Here is a 17,684-nt window from a genome sequence, read left to right on the forward strand (position 1 = left end):
CGGTAGCAAATGAGTGGCAACTTCCTCGCCCTGGCGCAGCCGGGCGTGCAACAACTTTCGCCGTACGTTCCGGGCAAGCCTGTGGACGAACTGGCGCGCGAGCTGGACCTGGATCCGGCCAAAATCGTCAAACTGGCGAGCAACGAAAACCCGCTGGGCGCCAGCCCGAAAGCCCTGGCGGCGATCCGCGAGGAGCTGGCCGAGCTGACCCGCTATCCGGACGGCAACGGCTTCGCGCTGAAATCCCTGCTGGCCGAGCAATGCCGTGTCGAACTGAACCAGGTCACCTTGGGCAACGGTTCCAACGACATTCTCGAGCTGGTGGCGCGTGCCTATCTGGCGCCGGGCCTGAACGCGGTGTTCAGTGAGCACGCTTTCGCCGTATACCCGATTGCCACTCAGGCGGTCGGTGCCGAAGCCAAAGTCGTTCCGGCCAAGGGATGGGGGCATGACCTGCCAGCGATGCTCGCAGCCATCGATGCCAACACCCGCGTGGTGTTCATCGCCAACCCGAACAACCCGACCGGTACCTGGTTCGGCGCCGAGGCGCTGGACGAATTCCTGCAGGACGTACCGGAGCACGTGCTGGTGGTACTGGACGAGGCGTACATCGAATACGCCGAAGGCAGCGATCTGCCGGACGGTCTGGATTTCCTCGCGGCGTATCCGAACCTGCTGGTGTCGCGCACCTTTTCCAAGGCCTACGGCCTGGCAGCGCTGCGTGTGGGTTATGGCCTGTCCACTGCTGTTGTGGCAGACGTGCTGAACCGCGTGCGCCAGCCGTTCAATGTCAACAGCCTGGCCCTGGCTGCAGCCTGTGCGGCCTTGAAGGACGACGAGTATCTGGCGCAAAGCCGTCAGCTCAACGAGTCCGGCATGCAACAGCTGCAGGCAGGTTTTCGTGAGTTGGGCCTGAGCTGGATCGAGTCCAAGGGCAACTTCATCTGTGTCGATCTCGGTCAGGTGGCAGCACCGATTTTCCAGGGCTTGCTGCGTGAAGGTGTGATCGTGCGTCCAGTGGCCAACTACGGTATGCCGAACCACCTGCGGGTGACCATCGGTCTGCCAGCGGAAAACAGCCGCTTCCTCGAAGCGCTGCGCAAGGTTCTGCCTCGTGGGTGATGTCACTGCGCTGCAATCTGCTGCACCTATGATCGGTCGCCTGGTGGTGGTCGGTCTGGGGTTGATCGGTGGTTCGTTTGCCAAAGGCTTGCGCGAAAGCGGTGTCTGCCGCGAAGTGGTCGGGGTCGATCTCGATCCGCAGTCGCGCAAGCTGGCGGTCGAGTTGGGGGTGGTGGATCGTTGCGAGGATGACCTGATCGCTGCCTGTCAGGGCGCCGACGTGATTCAGCTGGCGGTGCCGATTCTGGCCATGGAGAAAGTGCTCGCGCGTCTGGCGAGCATGGATCTGGGCTCGGCGATTCTGACCGATGTCGGCAGCGCCAAAGGCAATGTGGTGCGTGCGGCGACCGAGGCGTTCGGCGGCATGCCGGCGCGTTTCGTGCCGGGCCATCCGATTGCCGGCTCCGAGCAGAGTGGGGTGGAAGCGTCGAATGCCGAGCTGTTCCGTCGGCACAAGGTGATTCTGACGCCGCTTGCGCAAACCGATCCGGCGGCGCTGGCGGTGGTCGATCGTCTGTGGCGCGAATTGGGCGCCGACGTCGAGCACATGCAGGTCGAGCGTCACGATGAAGTGCTGGCTGCAACCAGTCATTTGCCGCACCTGCTGGCCTTCGGTCTGGTCGACTCGTTGGCCAAACGCAATGAAAACCTTGAGATCTTCCGTTACGCTGCGGGCGGTTTTCGCGATTTCACAAGAATCGCCGGAAGCGACCCGGTGATGTGGCACGACATCTTTCTCGCCAACCGCGAGGCTGTCCTGCGCACACTCGATACATTTCGCAGCGACCTCGACGCCTTGCGCGACGCGGTCGATGCAGGGGATGGGCACCAATTGTTGGGCGTCTTCACGCGCGCCCGGGTTGCCCGCGAGCATTTCAGTAAAATCCTGGCCCGCAGGGCCTATGTGGACGCTATGAATTCCAACGATCTGATTTTCCTGGCTCAACCTGGTGGCCGCCTGTCCGGTCGGATTCGCGTACCAGGTGACAAATCGATTTCCCACCGTTCGATCATGCTCGGCTCGCTGGCCGAAGGCGTGACCGAAGTTGAAGGTTTCCTCGAAGGCGAAGACGCCCTGGCAACCTTGCAGGCGTTTCGTGACATGGGCGTGGTCATTGAAGGCCCGCACCACGGTCGCGTGACCATTCACGGCGTCGGCCTGCATGGTCTGAAACCGGCGCCGGGCCCGATCTACCTGGGCAACTCCGGTACCTCGATGCGTCTGCTGTCCGGCCTGCTGGCGGCGCAGAACTTCGACAGCACCCTGACCGGCGATGCTTCGCTGTCCAAGCGTCCGATGAACCGCGTGGCCAATCCGCTGCGGGACATGGGCGCGGTGATCGAAACCGCCGCTGAAGGCCGTCCGCCGATGACCATCCGTGGCGGACACAAGCTCAAGGGCCTGACCTACACCATGCCAATGGCCAGCGCGCAGGTGAAGTCCTGCCTGCTGTTGGCCGGTCTGTACGCGGAAGGCAAAACCACCGTCACCGAGCCGGCACCGACCCGCGACCACACCGAGCGCATGCTGCGTGGTTTCGGCTACCCGGTGAGCGTCGATGGTGCCACGGCCTCGGTCGAGTCCGGCGGCAAGCTGACCGCGACCCACATTGAGGTGCCGGGCGACATCTCGTCCTCGGCTTTCTTCCTGGTGGCGGCGTCGATCGCCGAAGGTTCGGAGCTGGTGCTGGAACACGTCGGCATCAACCCGACCCGTACCGGCGTCATCGACATCCTGCGTCTGATGGGCGCCGATATCACTCTGGAAAACCAGCGTGAAGTCGGCGGCGAGCCAGTAGCTGACTTGCGCGTGCGTGCAGCTAAACTCAAGGGTATCGAGATTCCGGAAGCGCTGGTGCCGCTGGCCATCGACGAGTTCCCGGTGCTGTTCGTGGCGGCAGCGTGTGCCGAAGGGCGCACCGTGCTGACCGGCGCCGAAGAGCTGCGAGTGAAGGAATCGGATCGTATTCAAGTGATGGCGGACGGCTTGCTGGCGCTGGGCGTCAAGTGCCAGCCGACTCCGGACGGCATCATCATCGATGGCGGGCAGATCGGTGGCGGTGAAGTGCATGGTCACGGTGATCACCGGATCGCCATGGCTTTCAGCGTCGCTTCGCTGCGCGCCACTGCACCGATCCGCATCCATGATTGCGCCAACGTTGCGACGTCGTTCCCGAACTTCCTTGCGCTGTGTGCGCAGGTCGGTATTCGTGTAGCTCAAGAGGCTCAGTCGTGAAAAACATTGCACCGGTCATCACCATCGATGGGCCAAGCGGTTCGGGCAAGGGCACGGTCGCCGGGATTCTGGCCAAGCGTCTGGGCTGGAACCTGCTGGATTCCGGTGCGCTGTATCGCCTGTTGGCGTTCGCCGCGCACAATCATGGTGTCGACCTGACCAATGAAGAGTTGCTGAAGAAGCTCGCCGCTCATCTGGATGTGCAGTTCATTGCGGCGACCGACGGTCAGCTGCAGCGCATCATTCTGGAAGGCGATGAAGTCAGCGACGTCATCCGTACCGAAAGCGTCGGCTCCGGCGCTTCGCAGGTTGCGGCGTTGCCGGCGGTACGCGAGGCGCTGCTGCAGCGCCAGCGTGCTTTCCAGGAAGCGCCGGGCCTTGTGGCTGACGGCCGGGACATGGGCACGGTGGTATTTCCCGATGCGCCGCTGAAGATTTTCCTCACCGCCAGCGCCGAGGAACGAGCGCGCCGTCGATATTTGCAGTTGAAGGGCAAAGTCGAGGGTGTTAGTCTGTCGAGTCTGCTAGATGAGATCCGTGCACGCGACGAGCGTGATACCCAGCGCGCAGTGGCCCCGCTCAAACCGGCGGCCGACGCGATACAGCTGGATTCCACGGAGTTGTCCATCGATCAGGTGCTTGAACGCATCATGAGCGAGATCGCCATTCGCGATATCGCCGGGTGACCAAGAAGGCCGCAGGGGACCAGTCATAGTCCTGCAGCGCTTCTTTTAAATGAAACTAACCCACACCGTCTGGGGTGTGGCGATGGGCGTATTCTTCGCCCTCATCTACAGGAATTAAAATGAGCGAAAGCTTTGCGGAACTCTTTGAAGAAAGCCTAAAGACCCTGAACCTTCAGGCAGGCTCCATCATCACCGGTGTTATCGTTGATATCGATTACCAGGCTCGCTGGGTAACCGTTCACGCTGGCCTGAAGTCTGAAGCACTCATCCCGCTGGAACAGTTCTACAACGACGCTGGCGATCTGACTATCAATGTCGGTGACGAAGTTCACGTTGCTCTGGACTCGGTTGAAGACGGTTTCGGTGAAACCAAGCTGTCCCGTGAAAAAGCCAAGCGCGCTGAATGCTGGATCGTTCTGGAAGCGGCCTTCGCAGCTGAGGAAGTGGTCAAGGGCGTTATCAACGGTAAGGTTAAAGGCGGCTTCACTGTCGACGTTAACGGCATCCGTGCGTTCCTGCCAGGTTCCCTGGTTGACGTCCGTCCAGTGCGCGACACCACGCACCTGGAAGGCAAAGAGCTGGAATTCAAGGTCATCAAGCTGGACCAGAAGCGCAACAACGTTGTCGTTTCCCGTCGCAGCGTCCTGGAAGCCGAGAACTCCGCCGAGCGTGAAGCTCTGCTGGAATCCCTGCAGGAAGGCCAGCAAGTCAAAGGTATCGTCAAAAACCTCACCGATTACGGCGCATTCGTCGATCTGGGTGGCGTGGACGGCCTGCTGCACATCACCGACATGGCGTGGAAGCGTATCAAGCATCCTTCCGAAATCGTCAACGTTGGTGACGAGATCGACGTCAAGGTTCTGAAATACGATCGCGAGCGCAATCGTGTTTCCCTGGGCCTGAAGCAACTGGGTGAAGATCCATGGGTTGCTATCAAAGCCCGTTACCCAGAAGGCACTCGCGTTACCGCACGCGTCACCAACCTGACCGACTACGGCTGCTTCGCTGAGCTGGAAGAAGGCGTTGAAGGTCTGGTACACGTTTCGGAAATGGACTGGACCAACAAGAACATCCACCCTTCGAAAGTCGTACAAGTCGGCGACGAAGTGGAAGTCATGGTTCTGGACATCGACGAAGAGCGTCGTCGTATCTCCCTGGGCATCAAGCAGTGCAAGTCGAACCCATGGGAAGACTTCTCTGGCCAGTTCAACAAGGGCGACAAGATCTCCGGCACCATCAAGTCGATCACCGATTTCGGTATCTTCATTGGTCTGGACGGCGGCATCGACGGTCTGGTTCACCTGTCCGACATCTCCTGGAACGAAGTGGGCGAAGAAGCCGTACGTCGTTTCAAGAAGGGCGACGAGCTGGACACCGTCATCCTGTCGGTTGACCCAGAGCGCGAGCGCATCTCCCTGGGCATCAAGCAACTGGAAAGCGATCCGTTCTCCGAGTACGTCTCGGTTAACGACAAAGGCGCTATCGTTAAAGGCACCGTGAAAGAAGTTGACGCCAAAGGCGCCATCATCGTTCTGGCTGACGACATCGAAGCGACCCTGAAAGCCTCCGAAATCAGCCGTGACCGCGTTGAAGATGCGCGCAACGTTCTGAAAGAAGGCCAGGAAGTTGAAGCCAAAATCATCAGCGTTGACCGCAAGAGCCGCGTAATCCAGCTCTCGATCAAGTCGAAAGACGACGCTGAAGAGAAAGAAGCTATCCAGAGCCTGAACTCCGTTCAGGAAGCTCCAGCCGATACCACCATGGCTGCTCTGCTGAAGCAAGCAATGGCCAAACAGAACTAAGTTCTGCTTGATCATGAAAAGGGCGACTTCGGTCGCCCTTTTTTGTGCCTGCGATTTGAGCTCGACGGTTTGGGTGTATGGGGCTTCTGGTGAAACCAATCCCTGTGCCGGGTTGTCTGTTTCTTTAATCGGATCAATCGCCTATTCGCGACTAAGCTGGGTATTAGTCGTGCGGTAGTCGGGCGTTGCCTGGCATAAGGAAGTGGATGAACAGATTTATAGTTTTGATCGCGGTGTTGGTGTTGACCGGCTGTACCACAAGCGCGAAGACGCATGCAGTGCGTGGCGTCAGCGGTATCGAGATCGACTGCTCCGGCTTGGGATCCGGCTGGGAAAAGTGCCAAAAGCGCGCGGCGAAGGAGTGCAAGGGGGCCGGTTACAGGGTGATTACGCGCTCTGATGACGCAAAGGACGAGGATGAATTTCCGTTTGGCTTCAATCCTGCGGGCTACGTCACTCGAACCATGTTGGTGATGTGTCGTTAAGTGCGCGCCGGTCCGGTTTGGTGCTTTCGTGTCCTGAAAACGGGCGTTTTGGCGCCGAGAGAGATATGTCAATCCCTGGGCTGTTCAAAATCTTCCGGGCGTGCTAAAACCTTTCAAGCGCTGATCTAGCTGCTTGAAAAAGAAGGGAAAAATATGACGAAGTCGGAGTTGATCGAACGAATTGTCACCCATCAAGGGCTACTCTCATCCAAGGATGTGGAGCTGGCCATCAAGACCATGCTTGAACAAATGTCCCAATGCCTGGCCACTGGTGATCGCATCGAGATCCGTGGGTTTGGCAGCTTTTCCCTGCACTATCGTGCGCCGCGCGTAGGGCGTAATCCGAAGACCGGTCAGTCGGTCAGCCTTGACGGTAAATTCGTTCCGCATTTCAAGCCGGGCAAGGAATTGCGTGACCGGGTGAATGAGGAAGAGGAGGAGGGGGTTTGATCCTCATCGCTGATTATCAAGGAACCGCTGATGCGTAATCTCAAGCGCGTGTTGGTTGGCATTTTCATTCTTCTGCTGACCTTGGCGATACTTGCTTTCGTCCTCGAGAATCAGCAAACGGTATCGTTGTTGTTTCTTGGTTGGACGGGGCCGCAGTTGCCAGTATCGGTGATAACGGTTCTTGCCCTGTTGGCCGGCATGCTGATTGGCCCGCTTTTGAGCTGGCTTCTGGGGCGATGGTCCCGGGTCTCGCGTAAGCGTCTGGTTTGAGGCGTTCTCTGCGCAGGGCGTCCATCGAATTTGCATGGCTGCTTGTTCATATCCATTAGTAAAACGTTCATTAAGCTGTAAAATACTGCCCTTGTTCGATAGTGGCCTTTTCCCCGGTCGCTCTGGTTGACTCTGACAAGAGCCGCATCATATGGGCTCTTGAATTCATGGATTACGACAACGCACGTCTTAGGCGTTGTCTGCAGCTCAAGGGTAAGGTTTCGCGTGAAAATTCTCGTCACCGGCGGCGCCGGGTTTATTGGCTCCGCAGTCATTCGTCACATCATCTCCAATACGACTGATGCAGTCGTTAATGTCGATAAGCTGACATATGCCGGTAACCTTGAGTCGCTGGCTGAAGTCAGTCAGAACCCGCGTTATGCGTTCGAGCGTGTCGATATTTGTGATCGTGCCGAGATCGATCGCGTTCTGAATGAACACCAGCCTGACGCCGTCATGCACCTGGCCGCTGAATCGCACGTAGACCGTTCGATCTCCGGTCCGTCTGAATTCATCCAGACCAATATCATTGGAACCTACACCTTGCTGGAAGCGGCGCGCCATTATTGGATGCACCTCGATGGCTCACGCAAGGCCGCCTTCCGCTTCCATCACATCTCCACCGACGAAGTCTATGGTGATCTGGAAGGTCCTGAAGATCTGTTTACTGAAACCACGCCGTATCAGCCAAGCTCGCCATATTCGGCCAGCAAAGCCAGTTCCGATCATCTGGTTCGGGCCTGGGCGCGCACTTATGGTCTGCCGACACTGGTTACCAACTGTTCCAACAACTACGGCCCGTGCCATTTCCCGGAAAAGCTGATCCCGCTAATCATCCTCAACGCATTGGAAGGCAAGCCGCTGCCGGTTTATGGCAAGGGTGACCAGGTTCGCGACTGGTTGTATGTCGAAGATCATGCCCGCGCACTCTACAAGGTTGTAACCGAAGGCAGCATCGGTGAGACCTACAATATTGGCGGACACAACGAGAAACAGAATATCGAAGTGGTGCATACCCTGTGCGCCCTTCTGGATGAGCTGCGTCCGGATTCCGGTCACCGACCACATGCAAGTTTGATCACCTATGTGCAAGATCGTCCTGGCCACGATCAGCGGTACGCGATCGACGCGAGCAAGATCCAGCGTGAGTTGGGTTGGGCACCGGAGGAGACTTTCGAAACCGGTATTCGCAAGACCGTAGAGTGGTATCTGAACAACGCCGACTGGGTAGAGCATGTCAAAAGCGGCAGTTATCAACAGTGGATTGATCAAAACTACACAGACCGCTGCCCCAAAGCATGAAAATCCTACTTCTTGGAAAAAATGGCCAAATTGGTTGGGAGTTGCAGCGAGCCCTCGCTCCGCTGGGAGAGTTGGTCGCCTACGGGCATAATCCAGCTCAAGGGCTGGCGGTTGACCTCGCCGATGCCGAAGCGCTGCGTTCGGTAATAAGGGCAGTCGAACCGAATCTGATTGTCAACGCTGCGGCATACACGGCCGTCGATAAAGCAGAGTCAGATAAGGAGCAGGTTGATCGCGTAAACGCTCAATCGTGCGAGGTCATGGCGCAAGAGGCGAAGGCTCTGAGCGCCTGGCTTGTCCATTACTCGACAGATTACGTATTCAGCGGTCAAGGTTCTGACCCCTGGAAAGAGACTGACGCAGTTGCGCCATTGAATCAGTATGGATTGAGCAAAGCGGCAGGTGAGCAGGCAATTGTTCAGTCGGGATGCCAATATTTGATTCTTCGCACGAGCTGGGTCTATGCCCAGCGAGGCAATAATTTCGCGAAAACAATGCTACGACTTGCCCGAGAGCGCGAAGAGCTGAATGTCGTATCCGACCAGGTGGGCGCGCCCACGGCAGCCGATTTGATTGCTGATGTTACCGTGTTGGCGGTCCAGAAAGCCTTGGTAAATCCTGACTTGAAGGGTATTTATCATTTGGCGGCAGACGGGGAGACCACTTGGTATTCCTATGCCAATTACATATTCGATTTTGCTCGGGAGTGTGGTGAAGAACTGGCTGTTTCAATGGTCAATCCCGTTGCCTCCAGTTCTTATCCTACACCTGCGCGCCGTCCGATGAACTCCCGTCTGGATACCCGCAAGCTCAGGAAGAGCTTTTCCATACACCTGCCATCGTGGCAGGCAGGTTTGGACCGAGTGCTCGCAGAGATTCTGGGGAAGTGAGTAATTTAACAATGAAAAAATGATTTTTTATCGGTTTGGGTGGTTGTTGCAAAGAGTTAATCCACTACTGATCGTCGATGTAGCCAAGTTTGATTTTAAGTAAACCGATCATCTGAGCTCTTTGGCTACGATATAAAAATCACGAAAATTTCTATTCAAGGGCATCAGGATATGCAAGTCAATTCCGGAAACGAAGTTGCTAATGAGGGGCTTGATGTCTATGCCCTCATCTCTACCATTTGGCGTCAAAAAATCTTGATTTTGTGTTTTGCTGCATTGGGGACCGCCGTGGCGGCTACCTATGCATTTATTGCACAGCCAATTTATGAGGCAAGATCCTTCGTTACGCCGCCTACACAGAACGACATTCAAAGTCTGAACAGAGGTCGAACTGCGCTCAACCTCCAGCCATTGACGGTGAAGGATGTTTATTCGGTATTTTTGAAAAATCTGCAGGCCGAATCGTTGCGTCGCGAGTTCTTTGACACGACTTACCTGCCGGCCCAAGGACGGAGCGATGATCCCAAGGGCAAGTTTTACGAACGGTTGAGCAAGGATCTGACGATCACACCGGTCAGCAAAGAAGCGAATGATCGTTTCAAGGTTGTCATTCAGGATCCCGACGCGCAGCGCGCGAAGCAATGGGTTGATCAATACATCGCCAGGGCGCAGGAACTGTCCCTGCAAGAAATCAATAAGAACCTTGCCAGTGAGTTTGATGTTGCCTCGCAGGATTTCAATCAGAAAATAAGTGTGCTTCGAGACGAGGGCGAGAGAGCCAGACAGGATTCGCTGGCGAAGCTTCGTGAGGCACTGATCGTCGCTAAAGCCATTGGCCTTGAAAAGCCTCCTATCGTGAGCGGAAGTTCGAACCAGTCACTCAATATCGCGGGTAACATGGACGGTGAACTTACTTACATGCGCGGGACGAAGGCCATCGAAGCCGAGATAGAGAATTTGCAGGGAAGAAAGTCTGACGATCCATTTATTAAAGATCTGCGCACTTTCGAGGCGAATTACAAATTTTACAAACAGCTGTCTCAACAGTTCAGGAAGGTGAATACCTGCCGGATGGACGGCGATGTGGAAGTTTCTGGTGAGCCGGTAAAGCCGAGAACTGTCCTGATCATCCTGGGCGGTTTGATTCTTGGCACCATGTTGGGAGTCGTTTTCGCGCTGCTTCGCAATGCGCTTCTGACCAACAGGAAAAATATGGCAGGTTGAACACCTGGCTCGCAACTATCGATAGGTAAACTCTATCAGGATTCCTTGATCGGTTTGTTTATCTATCAAGCATCAGTCTCTGAGCCGACTGGCGTCGGCTCAGAAACCATTGAACAACATGCTCGGCATCTGCTTCCGGACATCCATCGTTGAAACAAATGTACAATTGTGGCCGGTCAGATGATCAATGTACCAATGTTAGTGAAAGCCTAGGATCAGGCGAGAGGATTTAAAATGAAAGGCATCATTCTGGCGGGTGGTTCAGGTACACGTTTGTATCCGCTGACCAAAGGCGTATCCAAGCAGCTGTTGCCGATCTACGACAAGCCGATGATTTTTTATCCGCTTTCTGTGCTAATGCTCGCTGGTATTCGCGAAATCCTTGTTATTACTACGCCTGAGGATCTCGCTGGCTTTCAGCGATTACTGGCTGACGGTGCACAATTCGGCGTGAATTTGAGTTATGCGGTACAGCCAAGTCCAGATGGCTTGGCCCAGGCGTTTCTTATCGGTGAAGAGTTCATCGGCGACGATTCAGTGTGCCTGGTTCTTGGCGATAATATTTTCTATGGCCAGGGTTTTACGACAATGCTTCAGGACGTTGCTACGCGCAAGAGTGGCGCGACCGTATTTGGCTATCAGGTGAAAGATCCCGAGCGATTTGGCGTAGTGCAATTTGACGAAAGTCGAAAGGCAATTTCGATTGAAGAAAAGCCCCTGAAGCCGAAGTCCAGTTACGCTGTAACCGGGCTCTATTTTTACGACAACGATGTTATTGAAATCGCTAAAAAAGTAAAGCCTTCAGACCGAGGCGAGTTGGAAATCACCTCGATTAACCAAGCCTATCTGGATCGTGGTGATTTGCAGGTAGAGCTTCTTGGACGAGGATTTGCCTGGTTGGATACAGGAACTCACGAGAGCCTGCTGGAGGCCTCTCATTTCGTCGAAACCATTGAGAAACGTCAGGGTTTCAAAATCGCTTGTTTAGAAGAGATCGCGTTTAAAAATGGGTGGTTAAGTACTGCCGAACTTACCGAAACAGCAAATGAACTGAAGAAAAATAATTACGGGCAGTACTTGCTCGGACTCATCAAAGAACATGATGAACAGTGATTTTTCGGGTGTTGACGCTTTCTATCGCAGGTGAGTCATGGCGTACTTGAATGCAGCGCAGTTAAAAATAATGGGTTTCAAGAGGCTTGGTAAGGACGTCAAAATCAGTGATAAGGCCAGTATCTACAATCCTGAGTTGATAGAACTAGGCGATTACACTCGAATCGATGATTTTTGTGTTGTATCAGGTCGAGTTATATTCGGTAAATACAATCATATTACTCCGATGTGTTTAGTGGCAGGCGGGGAACTCGGAATCGAGTTTTCGGATTTTTGCACGTTGGCCTATGGTGTAAAAATATTCTCGCAATCTGATGATTACAGCGGCGCAACCTTGACCAACTCGCTCATTCCCAAAAAGTTCAAGAACGAGAAATTTGCAAAGGTCGTTCTCGAGCGGCACGTGATAGTGGGAGCCGGCGCCGTAGTCATGCCCGGAGTGACTATCAGAGAAGGCTGCTCTGTAGGTGCGATGGCCCTTTTGACCAAAAGTACCGAGTCATGGGGCATTTATACAGGTATTCCGGCCGTTCGCGTAAAAGAGCGCAAGCGGGATCTTTTGGACCTGGAACAACAGTTTTTGGATGAATCAAAATGACAGTACCATTCAACAAGCCACCTTATACCGGTAACGAAGACCAACATGTCATCACCGCTATGCGCAGTGGGAAAATGTCTGGCGACGGTGATTTCACGCTTCGTTGCCAGGCATGGTTTGAGGCACAATTGGGTTGCAGGAAAGCACTGCTGACACCTTCCTGCACTCAGGCCCTCGAGATGGCGGCGTTGTTGATCGATATACAGCCAGGTGATGAGGTCATCATGCCTAGCTATACATTTGTCAGCACGGCTAATGCTTTTGTCTTGCGGGGAGCAAAAATTGTTTTCGTTGACGTTCGTGCGGATACCATGAACATCGATGAGTCGCTGATTGAAGATGCGATTACTGACAAGACAAAAGCCATTGTGCCCGTTCATTACGCCGGTGTTGCGTGCGAGATGGACACCATTATGTCTATTGCCAAGCGGCATAATCTTTTTGTAATTGAAGACGCCGCCCAAGGCATGATGTCGACCTATAAGGGAAGGGCATTGGGAACGATCGGCCACATGGCGGCCTATAGTTTTCATGAAACAAAAAACTATACGAGTGGTGGTGAGGGCGGACTACTACTGATCAACGATGACAAGTTTGTTGTCAGAGCTGAAATTATCCGTGAAAAAGGCACCAATCGTAGTCTTTTCTTCCGTGGCATGATTGATAAATATACCTGGGTTGATGTAGGCAGCAGCTACTTGCCTGGCGAACTACAAGCCGCCTACCTTTTTGGTCAGCTGGAGCATGCTGATCAGATTAATAAGTCGCGCCACGAGGTTTGGGATTATTACAAAAAGGCACTGCAAGGGCTTTGTGATGCCAATCTTGTCGAACTCCCTTTTATTCCTGAAGGGTGTGTAATAAATGCGCACATGTTTTATATCAAGCTCAAAGATATAAACGTGCGTACGGAAGTGCTAGCGGCGCTCAGAGAACAAGGTATCGGCGCCGTATTTCATTATATTCCACTGCATTCTGCACCGGCTGGAGTGCGCTTGGGCCGCTTTCACGGCACCGACGTTCACACCACAGTCGAGAGTGAGCGTCTGATCCGTCTGCCAATCTGGTACGGGATGCAACGGTCAGAAATGGAACAGGTTGCTACTGCGGTCATTGGTGCAGTTAATGCCGCAAATCAGTAAGGAAAAAGTCGGCTTGTCTGATAAAAAGCGAGCGCTCCTGAGCGCCGCTTTGACCACGGCTGCACAGGTTTCCAAAATTGGAGTGGGGTTCGCTTTTATAAAGCTGGTCGCCGTCTATCTTGGCGCTGAAGGGATGGGGCAGCTAGGGCACTTTATGAGTGCTGTAACGATTCTATCGCTCCTTGCCGGAGGCGGGATCGTAAATGGTTTGATCAAATACATTGCTCAATATAAGCAGCAGCCCAGGAACTTGCTGCACACCATTGCGGTTTCCAAAGCTTATTCTGTACTTTTCTGTACCGTCGTCGCGGTGCTTGGGTGTGGTTTTTCCAGTTTTCTATCGGATTATATTTTCAAAACATCCGAATACTATTGGATTATTATTTTTCTATCCATCGCCCAGTTTGGATTTGCGTTCACGAATCTAGTGACTGGCGTTGCCAACGGTCTAAGAGATACCAAGACTTACGCGATCATTCAGATTGTGGGGAATTTAATTGTACTGCCCGTCAGCTGGGTGTTGATCAAACACTTCCATTTTGTTGGGGCAGCCGTCTCCATGGTACTGTTTTTTTCATTTTACGCATTGCCGGCTCTGTATTTCTATCGTAAATCCATTTTTTACAAGCTTGTCGCTGGTTTCAAGTATGAGTCTGAAGGATTCAAAAGGTTAATGGCGTTTACGCTGATGGCCACTGTCGGAGCCATTAGTGTCCCATTGATAGAAATCGTGATTCGAGAACAGATCATTGAACACGTAGGTTTTGTTGCAGCAGGGATCTGGCAGGCGTCGATCAAGCTATCCAGTGCCTATATGGGATTTTTTACCATATTTTTGGCCGTCTATTTCATGCCTATGGTTTCTGAGAAAGCTAAGGTAGAGCAGATTACACCTTTGGTCATCAAGTTCATGAAGCTGGTAATGGCTATTTTTGTGTTAGGTGCATCTTTGTTCTACTTGCTACGGCAGTACTTGATTCCGTTATTGCTTTCCAATGAGTTTTCCGAACTTGAAAACTTAATTAAATATCAACTACTGGCTGATTTTTTTCGCGTTACGACCTATGTAATAAGCTTTATCATCGTGGCGAAAGCGGCTCTGCGCATTTATCTGATCAGCGAGCTCACTCAAGGTTTGATTTTTTGTGGGGCCAGTCTTCTGCTGTTGAACAGCGGCCTGGGTGTCAAAGGCGTATTTTTTGCTAATTTGATAATGAATATCTTGTATTTCCTGGTGTCCGTAACCGGATTCATGATCTACAGAAGGAGGAGCGTCTGATGTTGTCCGGGAGCGTAGTAGTATCCTGTTATAATCAAGAACACTACATTGTGGAGTGTCTGGACAGCATACTTTCACAAAAGATTGATTTTGATTGTGAAATCATAGTGTCAGACGACTGCTCTACTGATCGTACTCCTGAGTTGCTCAAGGCCTACGCTGATAAGCACCCCGGGCGCATCACTCTGCTGCTCCGAGACAAAAACGTCGGGGCGGCGCTGAACTACCATGGTGTTCACAAAATGGCCGGAGGAGATATTGTTTATCACTTTGACGGTGATGACATTATGTTGCCGGGGAAGTTGCAACAACAGTACGATGTTTTCAAGAATAACACTGATGTCAATGTTGTATTTCATAAAGCCATTTATTTTTCGGATGACAATTCCTATTGTTCTGAAACTCAATATCCGGCGCCCGGGTCCGAGAATATTTCCTTTATTTCGCTCGAACAGATGGCGCGGTGGGGGGCTATTGCGGTTCACAGTTCCTATGCTTACCGAAAAACATCGCGTAAAGCGGTCATCGACAGAGAGTTCATGGAATGGTTTTTTGTTATTGACTCTCTAACACCCCAGGGGCGCGCAGCTTACATCAATCAGCCCTTGGTCAAGTACAGATGTAATCCTTCGGCGGGTTCCTATCTGTCGACGACAGCGGGGAAGATCAAGTCATATTCAATATTCTTGAATGACTTGTATGGTTATTTTCACGCCGAACCTCAGCTAAGAACTGATCTTTATTCAAATTTCCTGGTCACCTTTTTGGCAATGGCGAAATCTACACGCAAGTGTACACTTAAGAGTTTCATGTTTTTGATCACTAATTTTTATTATTTTCGGATTTCCAAATTCCTTGACGCAGCACGCGTTCGCCAGCGCGTTGGCCCAGCAACTAAAGTGCGTTGATATACGCTGTACTTAACAGCGATCGAGGCTTAGATGTCGAATTTTGATCTATACGGTGTACTGCTTTACACCGTAAGCGCGTTTTTACTCTTGTTTGCGTCTGTGAGGGCCGTTGTGCCGGATCATCGTGTCACAGATGTTTATCGAGCTATAGAGGTGTTTGTAGTTTTTCTCGCGATTGCTATAGCTTCGTTCGATATCTCCTTGCGGCCCTATGATATGGAGGGCGATACAGCGGTTTATATTAATTTTTTTAATGATCTGAATGCCGGATTCGACAATCCTTTTCAGACTTTCGAGCCTGGGTTTGTTGGACTGGTGCGCTTGTTCGGCTATTTTTCGCTTGATTATCACAGTCTTTTTTATGTCATCACGTTTTCATTTCTAGGGTCATATTATCTGCTGATCAGAGCTGTAATGGGGCGAGACTCGGCTTGGATTCTTTATGTATTTGCTGTCATGATTTTTTATCCGTTCTTTCTTTCCCTGACGGCAAATATTATTCGGCAAGGTTTTGCGTTGTCCTTTATTAATCTCGCGTTGCTTTATGGGGTCAAAAATCATTGGAAGAAGGGGGTGCTGTTCACTGTTATAGCGACCTTGTTTCATAAGTCGTCGATTGTTTATTTTCCGTTTTTTGCCTTCCGGCGATGGATTCTAAAAACTGGCGTCTACGGTGTAGTTGCTTTGTGGCTGGCAGTCTCGCTGGCTTCCTATTTGCGTTTTTTTGGTTTGTTGGTAGACGTATTGTTTGATTTTTTGTCCGGTTACGGCTTGGTTGTCAACTACAGCGATGTGGACAACATTGATTACGTGGTTGGATTTCGCTGGGATTTTTGGATTTTCTCTTCCTTGGCTGTTTTTTTTCTGGTTGTCCTGAAAGTTATTGGCGGCGAGTTGAACAAACGCGAGACCTATCTATTTTATGTAGGGGCTTTTCTAGCGATTTTGCATATTGCAATGTTCGACGTGGCCTATAATGACCGGTTTGGCATCTATGCCTGGATTTTCTATCCGCTTGAGTTGGCGTATGTTATACGGGCAGTGATGGCTAATTTTATTAACGGTAAGCGCCGCAAAGATTCGCGAGACCACGCTGCTGCTGTTTAGAGGTGAGAATATGTTGGTATTGTTGACAGGCGCCAAGGGGTTTATCGGTAAGCAGGTACTGTCCCGTCTTTGTGCCGATGGGCACAGTGTCAGGGTAATTACACGTTCCATCTTTGAAACTGATTTCGACAATGTAGAAGTCGTTCAAGCCGATTTGACGAGCGCTGATACCAATTTTGACTCATTGCTGGCAGGCTGTAGTGTCGTATTGAATTGTGCCGGCGAAATCCATAATGAAGTTTTAATGCACGCACTTCATGTTGAAGCTACGGGGCGTTTGGTGCAGGCTGCCAATCGCACCGCGAGTGAAAAACAGCCGATTCATTTTGTTCAGCTTAGCAGTGTAGGCGCTTATGGGCCTGCGAAAGGCACCTCTCGTGTGGTAACTGAGCAAACAGCGGTTAATCCGCAAGGTACATATGAAGTTACCAAGACTCAGGGCGACGCTTTAGTGTTACAAAGTCGAAATAACGATTATTTCAGCTATTCGATTTTGCGGCCGTCCAACGTGTTTGGTCAAAGTATGACGAACAACTCGCTTCGACAACTCGGTCGAATTGTCGGAAAGGGCGTATTTGTCTATATCGGCAATGCCAAGAGAGAAGCCGTTGCGACTTATATTCATGTCGATGATGTTGTCAGTGCTTTGATGTTGTGTGGTTTTGACTCCAGAGCCAAGGGGCATATATTCAATCTGTCCAATGATTGTTCATTGTCTGAGTTGATCGATGGGATGGCGGACGCTTTACGAGTCAACAGGCCCAAGAGGAGTGTGCCGGAAGCGCCTTTGCGCTTTTTGGTTGAGATTGCCAGCCGTTTTCTCCGATTGCCCATTACGCAGGGACGAATAGACGCGCTTGTCGCCCGAACTACTTATCCGACCACCAAGCTGCAAGACGTTTTGGGCTTCATCCCACAACGGCAGGTACCTGTTGCGATCGGCGAATTGTTTACTCCTGAGCCGTCAGTCTGATCAGTGGGTTATCAATTGTTTTATACATTTGATTGCCTCAGAATTTCAGTGATGTATCCGGATCGTTTGTCGGCCAAAGCCAGAGGATTCTGGC

General features: G+C 52.3%; 17 protein-coding genes. All 17 read left to right on the plus strand.

The window, feature by feature from the left end; translation table 11 throughout:
• Positions 1-9: 9 nt before the first annotated feature.
• The 17 genes from hisC to ACXR0M_RS17365 all read left to right on the plus strand — a co-directional run bounded on the left by hisC (position 10) and on the right by ACXR0M_RS17365 (position 17,590).
• On the plus strand, positions 10-1,122 hold the full coding sequence (hisC, locus tag ACXR0M_RS17285; protein ID WP_458833016.1) for a histidinol-phosphate transaminase: 1,113 nt from the start codon (positions 10-12) through the stop codon (positions 1,120-1,122).
• Between the two features lie 28 nt (positions 1,123-1,150).
• Entirely contained in the window at positions 1,151-3,358 is a 2,208-nt protein-coding gene (locus ACXR0M_RS17290) for a bifunctional prephenate dehydrogenase/3-phosphoshikimate 1-carboxyvinyltransferase (RefSeq protein ID WP_458833140.1), read from the plus strand.
• Positions 3,355-4,044, plus strand: a complete 690-nt coding sequence (gene cmk / locus ACXR0M_RS17295; protein ID WP_015093983.1) for a (d)CMP kinase — start codon at positions 3,355-3,357, stop codon at positions 4,042-4,044. The genes ACXR0M_RS17290 and cmk overlap by 4 nt, the downstream gene beginning before the upstream one ends.
• A 119-nt stretch (positions 4,045-4,163) precedes the next feature.
• Positions 4,164-5,846 (plus strand): 30S ribosomal protein S1, encoded by a 1,683-nt coding sequence (rpsA, locus tag ACXR0M_RS17300; RefSeq protein ID WP_095668626.1) that lies wholly within the window; start codon positions 4,164-4,166, stop codon positions 5,844-5,846.
• A 206-nt stretch (positions 5,847-6,052) separates the two neighbouring features.
• On the plus strand, positions 6,053-6,331 hold the full coding sequence (locus ACXR0M_RS17305) for a hypothetical protein (protein WP_458833017.1): 279 nt from the start codon (positions 6,053-6,055) through the stop codon (positions 6,329-6,331).
• 153 nt (positions 6,332-6,484) lie between these two features.
• Positions 6,485-6,781: an integration host factor subunit beta gene (gene ihfB, locus ACXR0M_RS17310; RefSeq protein ID WP_003189779.1), complete on the plus strand. Its 297-nt coding sequence runs from the start codon at positions 6,485-6,487 to the stop codon at positions 6,779-6,781.
• Between the two features lie 30 nt (positions 6,782-6,811).
• Positions 6,812-7,051 carry a LapA family protein gene (locus ACXR0M_RS17315; protein ID WP_458833018.1) on the plus strand — a complete coding sequence of 80 codons (240 nt, stop codon included), beginning with the start codon at positions 6,812-6,814 and terminating at the stop codon, positions 7,049-7,051.
• A 225-nt stretch (positions 7,052-7,276) separates the two neighbouring features.
• A complete protein-coding gene (rfbB, locus tag ACXR0M_RS17320; RefSeq protein WP_458833019.1) occupies positions 7,277-8,353 on the plus strand; it encodes a dTDP-glucose 4,6-dehydratase in 1,077 nt (358 codons plus the stop codon).
• Entirely contained in the window at positions 8,350-9,243 is an 894-nt protein-coding gene (gene rfbD / locus ACXR0M_RS17325; RefSeq protein ID WP_458833020.1) for a dTDP-4-dehydrorhamnose reductase, read from the plus strand. Before rfbB ends, rfbD begins: the two co-directional genes overlap by 4 nt.
• A 171-nt stretch (positions 9,244-9,414) precedes the next feature.
• Entirely contained in the window at positions 9,415-10,467 is a 1,053-nt protein-coding gene (locus tag ACXR0M_RS17330; RefSeq protein ID WP_458833021.1) for an LPS O-antigen chain length determinant protein WzzB, read from the plus strand.
• Positions 10,468-10,701: 234 nt separating this feature from the next.
• On the plus strand, positions 10,702-11,580 hold the full coding sequence (rfbA, locus tag ACXR0M_RS17335) for a glucose-1-phosphate thymidylyltransferase RfbA (RefSeq protein ID WP_458833022.1): 879 nt from the start codon (positions 10,702-10,704) through the stop codon (positions 11,578-11,580).
• Positions 11,581-11,617: 37 nt separating this feature from the next.
• Positions 11,618-12,178 (plus strand): acyltransferase, encoded by a 561-nt coding sequence (locus tag ACXR0M_RS17340; protein ID WP_458833023.1) that lies wholly within the window; start codon positions 11,618-11,620, stop codon positions 12,176-12,178.
• Entirely contained in the window at positions 12,175-13,320 is a 1,146-nt protein-coding gene (gene rffA / locus ACXR0M_RS17345) for a dTDP-4-amino-4,6-dideoxygalactose transaminase (protein WP_458833024.1), read from the plus strand. The genes ACXR0M_RS17340 and rffA overlap by 4 nt, the downstream gene beginning before the upstream one ends.
• Positions 13,304-14,599 (plus strand): O-antigen translocase, encoded by a 1,296-nt coding sequence (locus tag ACXR0M_RS17350; RefSeq protein WP_458833025.1) that lies wholly within the window; start codon positions 13,304-13,306, stop codon positions 14,597-14,599. The genes rffA and ACXR0M_RS17350 overlap by 17 nt, the downstream gene beginning before the upstream one ends.
• Positions 14,599-15,507: a glycosyltransferase gene (locus tag ACXR0M_RS17355; RefSeq protein WP_458833026.1), complete on the plus strand. Its 909-nt coding sequence runs from the start codon at positions 14,599-14,601 to the stop codon at positions 15,505-15,507. Before ACXR0M_RS17350 ends, ACXR0M_RS17355 begins: the two co-directional genes overlap by 1 nt.
• A gap of 33 nt (positions 15,508-15,540) precedes the next feature.
• Positions 15,541-16,617, plus strand: coding sequence for an EpsG family protein (locus tag ACXR0M_RS17360; RefSeq protein WP_458833027.1), 1,077 nt, complete (start codon positions 15,541-15,543; stop codon positions 16,615-16,617).
• 10 nt (positions 16,618-16,627) lie between these two features.
• Positions 16,628-17,590 (plus strand): NAD-dependent epimerase/dehydratase family protein, encoded by a 963-nt coding sequence (locus ACXR0M_RS17365; RefSeq protein WP_458833028.1) that lies wholly within the window; start codon positions 16,628-16,630, stop codon positions 17,588-17,590.
• The last annotated feature ends 94 nt before the right edge of the window (positions 17,591-17,684 follow it).

Source organism: Pseudomonas sp. Eth.TT006 (assembly GCF_054456575.1).

What these genes read in the sequence shown, in the direction of transcription:
- hisC (WP_458833016.1), top strand. Translation starts at nt 10, where the DNA reads ATGAGTGGCAACTTCCTCGCCCTGGCGCAGCCGGGCGTGCAACAACTT.
- ACXR0M_RS17290 (WP_458833140.1), top strand. Translation starts at nt 1,151, where the DNA reads ATGATCGGTCGCCTGGTGGTGGTCGGTCTGGGGTTGATCGGTGGTTCG.
- rpsA (WP_095668626.1), top strand. Translation starts at nt 4,164, where the DNA reads ATGAGCGAAAGCTTTGCGGAACTCTTTGAAGAAAGCCTAAAGACCCTG.
- ACXR0M_RS17305 (WP_458833017.1), top strand. Translation starts at nt 6,053, where the DNA reads ATGAACAGATTTATAGTTTTGATCGCGGTGTTGGTGTTGACCGGCTGT.
- ihfB (WP_003189779.1), top strand. Translation starts at nt 6,485, where the DNA reads ATGACGAAGTCGGAGTTGATCGAACGAATTGTCACCCATCAAGGGCTA.
- ACXR0M_RS17315 (WP_458833018.1), top strand. Translation starts at nt 6,812, where the DNA reads ATGCGTAATCTCAAGCGCGTGTTGGTTGGCATTTTCATTCTTCTGCTG.
- rfbD (WP_458833020.1), top strand. Translation starts at nt 8,350, where the DNA reads ATGAAAATCCTACTTCTTGGAAAAAATGGCCAAATTGGTTGGGAGTTG.
- ACXR0M_RS17330 (WP_458833021.1), top strand. Translation starts at nt 9,415, where the DNA reads ATGCAAGTCAATTCCGGAAACGAAGTTGCTAATGAGGGGCTTGATGTC.
- rfbA (WP_458833022.1), top strand. Translation starts at nt 10,702, where the DNA reads ATGAAAGGCATCATTCTGGCGGGTGGTTCAGGTACACGTTTGTATCCG.
- ACXR0M_RS17340 (WP_458833023.1), top strand. Translation starts at nt 11,618, where the DNA reads ATGGCGTACTTGAATGCAGCGCAGTTAAAAATAATGGGTTTCAAGAGG.
- rffA (WP_458833024.1), top strand. Translation starts at nt 12,175, where the DNA reads ATGACAGTACCATTCAACAAGCCACCTTATACCGGTAACGAAGACCAA.
- ACXR0M_RS17350 (WP_458833025.1), top strand. Translation starts at nt 13,304, where the DNA reads ATGCCGCAAATCAGTAAGGAAAAAGTCGGCTTGTCTGATAAAAAGCGA.
- ACXR0M_RS17355 (WP_458833026.1), top strand. Translation starts at nt 14,599, where the DNA reads ATGTTGTCCGGGAGCGTAGTAGTATCCTGTTATAATCAAGAACACTAC.
- ACXR0M_RS17360 (WP_458833027.1), top strand. Translation starts at nt 15,541, where the DNA reads ATGTCGAATTTTGATCTATACGGTGTACTGCTTTACACCGTAAGCGCG.
- ACXR0M_RS17365 (WP_458833028.1), top strand. Translation starts at nt 16,628, where the DNA reads ATGTTGGTATTGTTGACAGGCGCCAAGGGGTTTATCGGTAAGCAGGTA.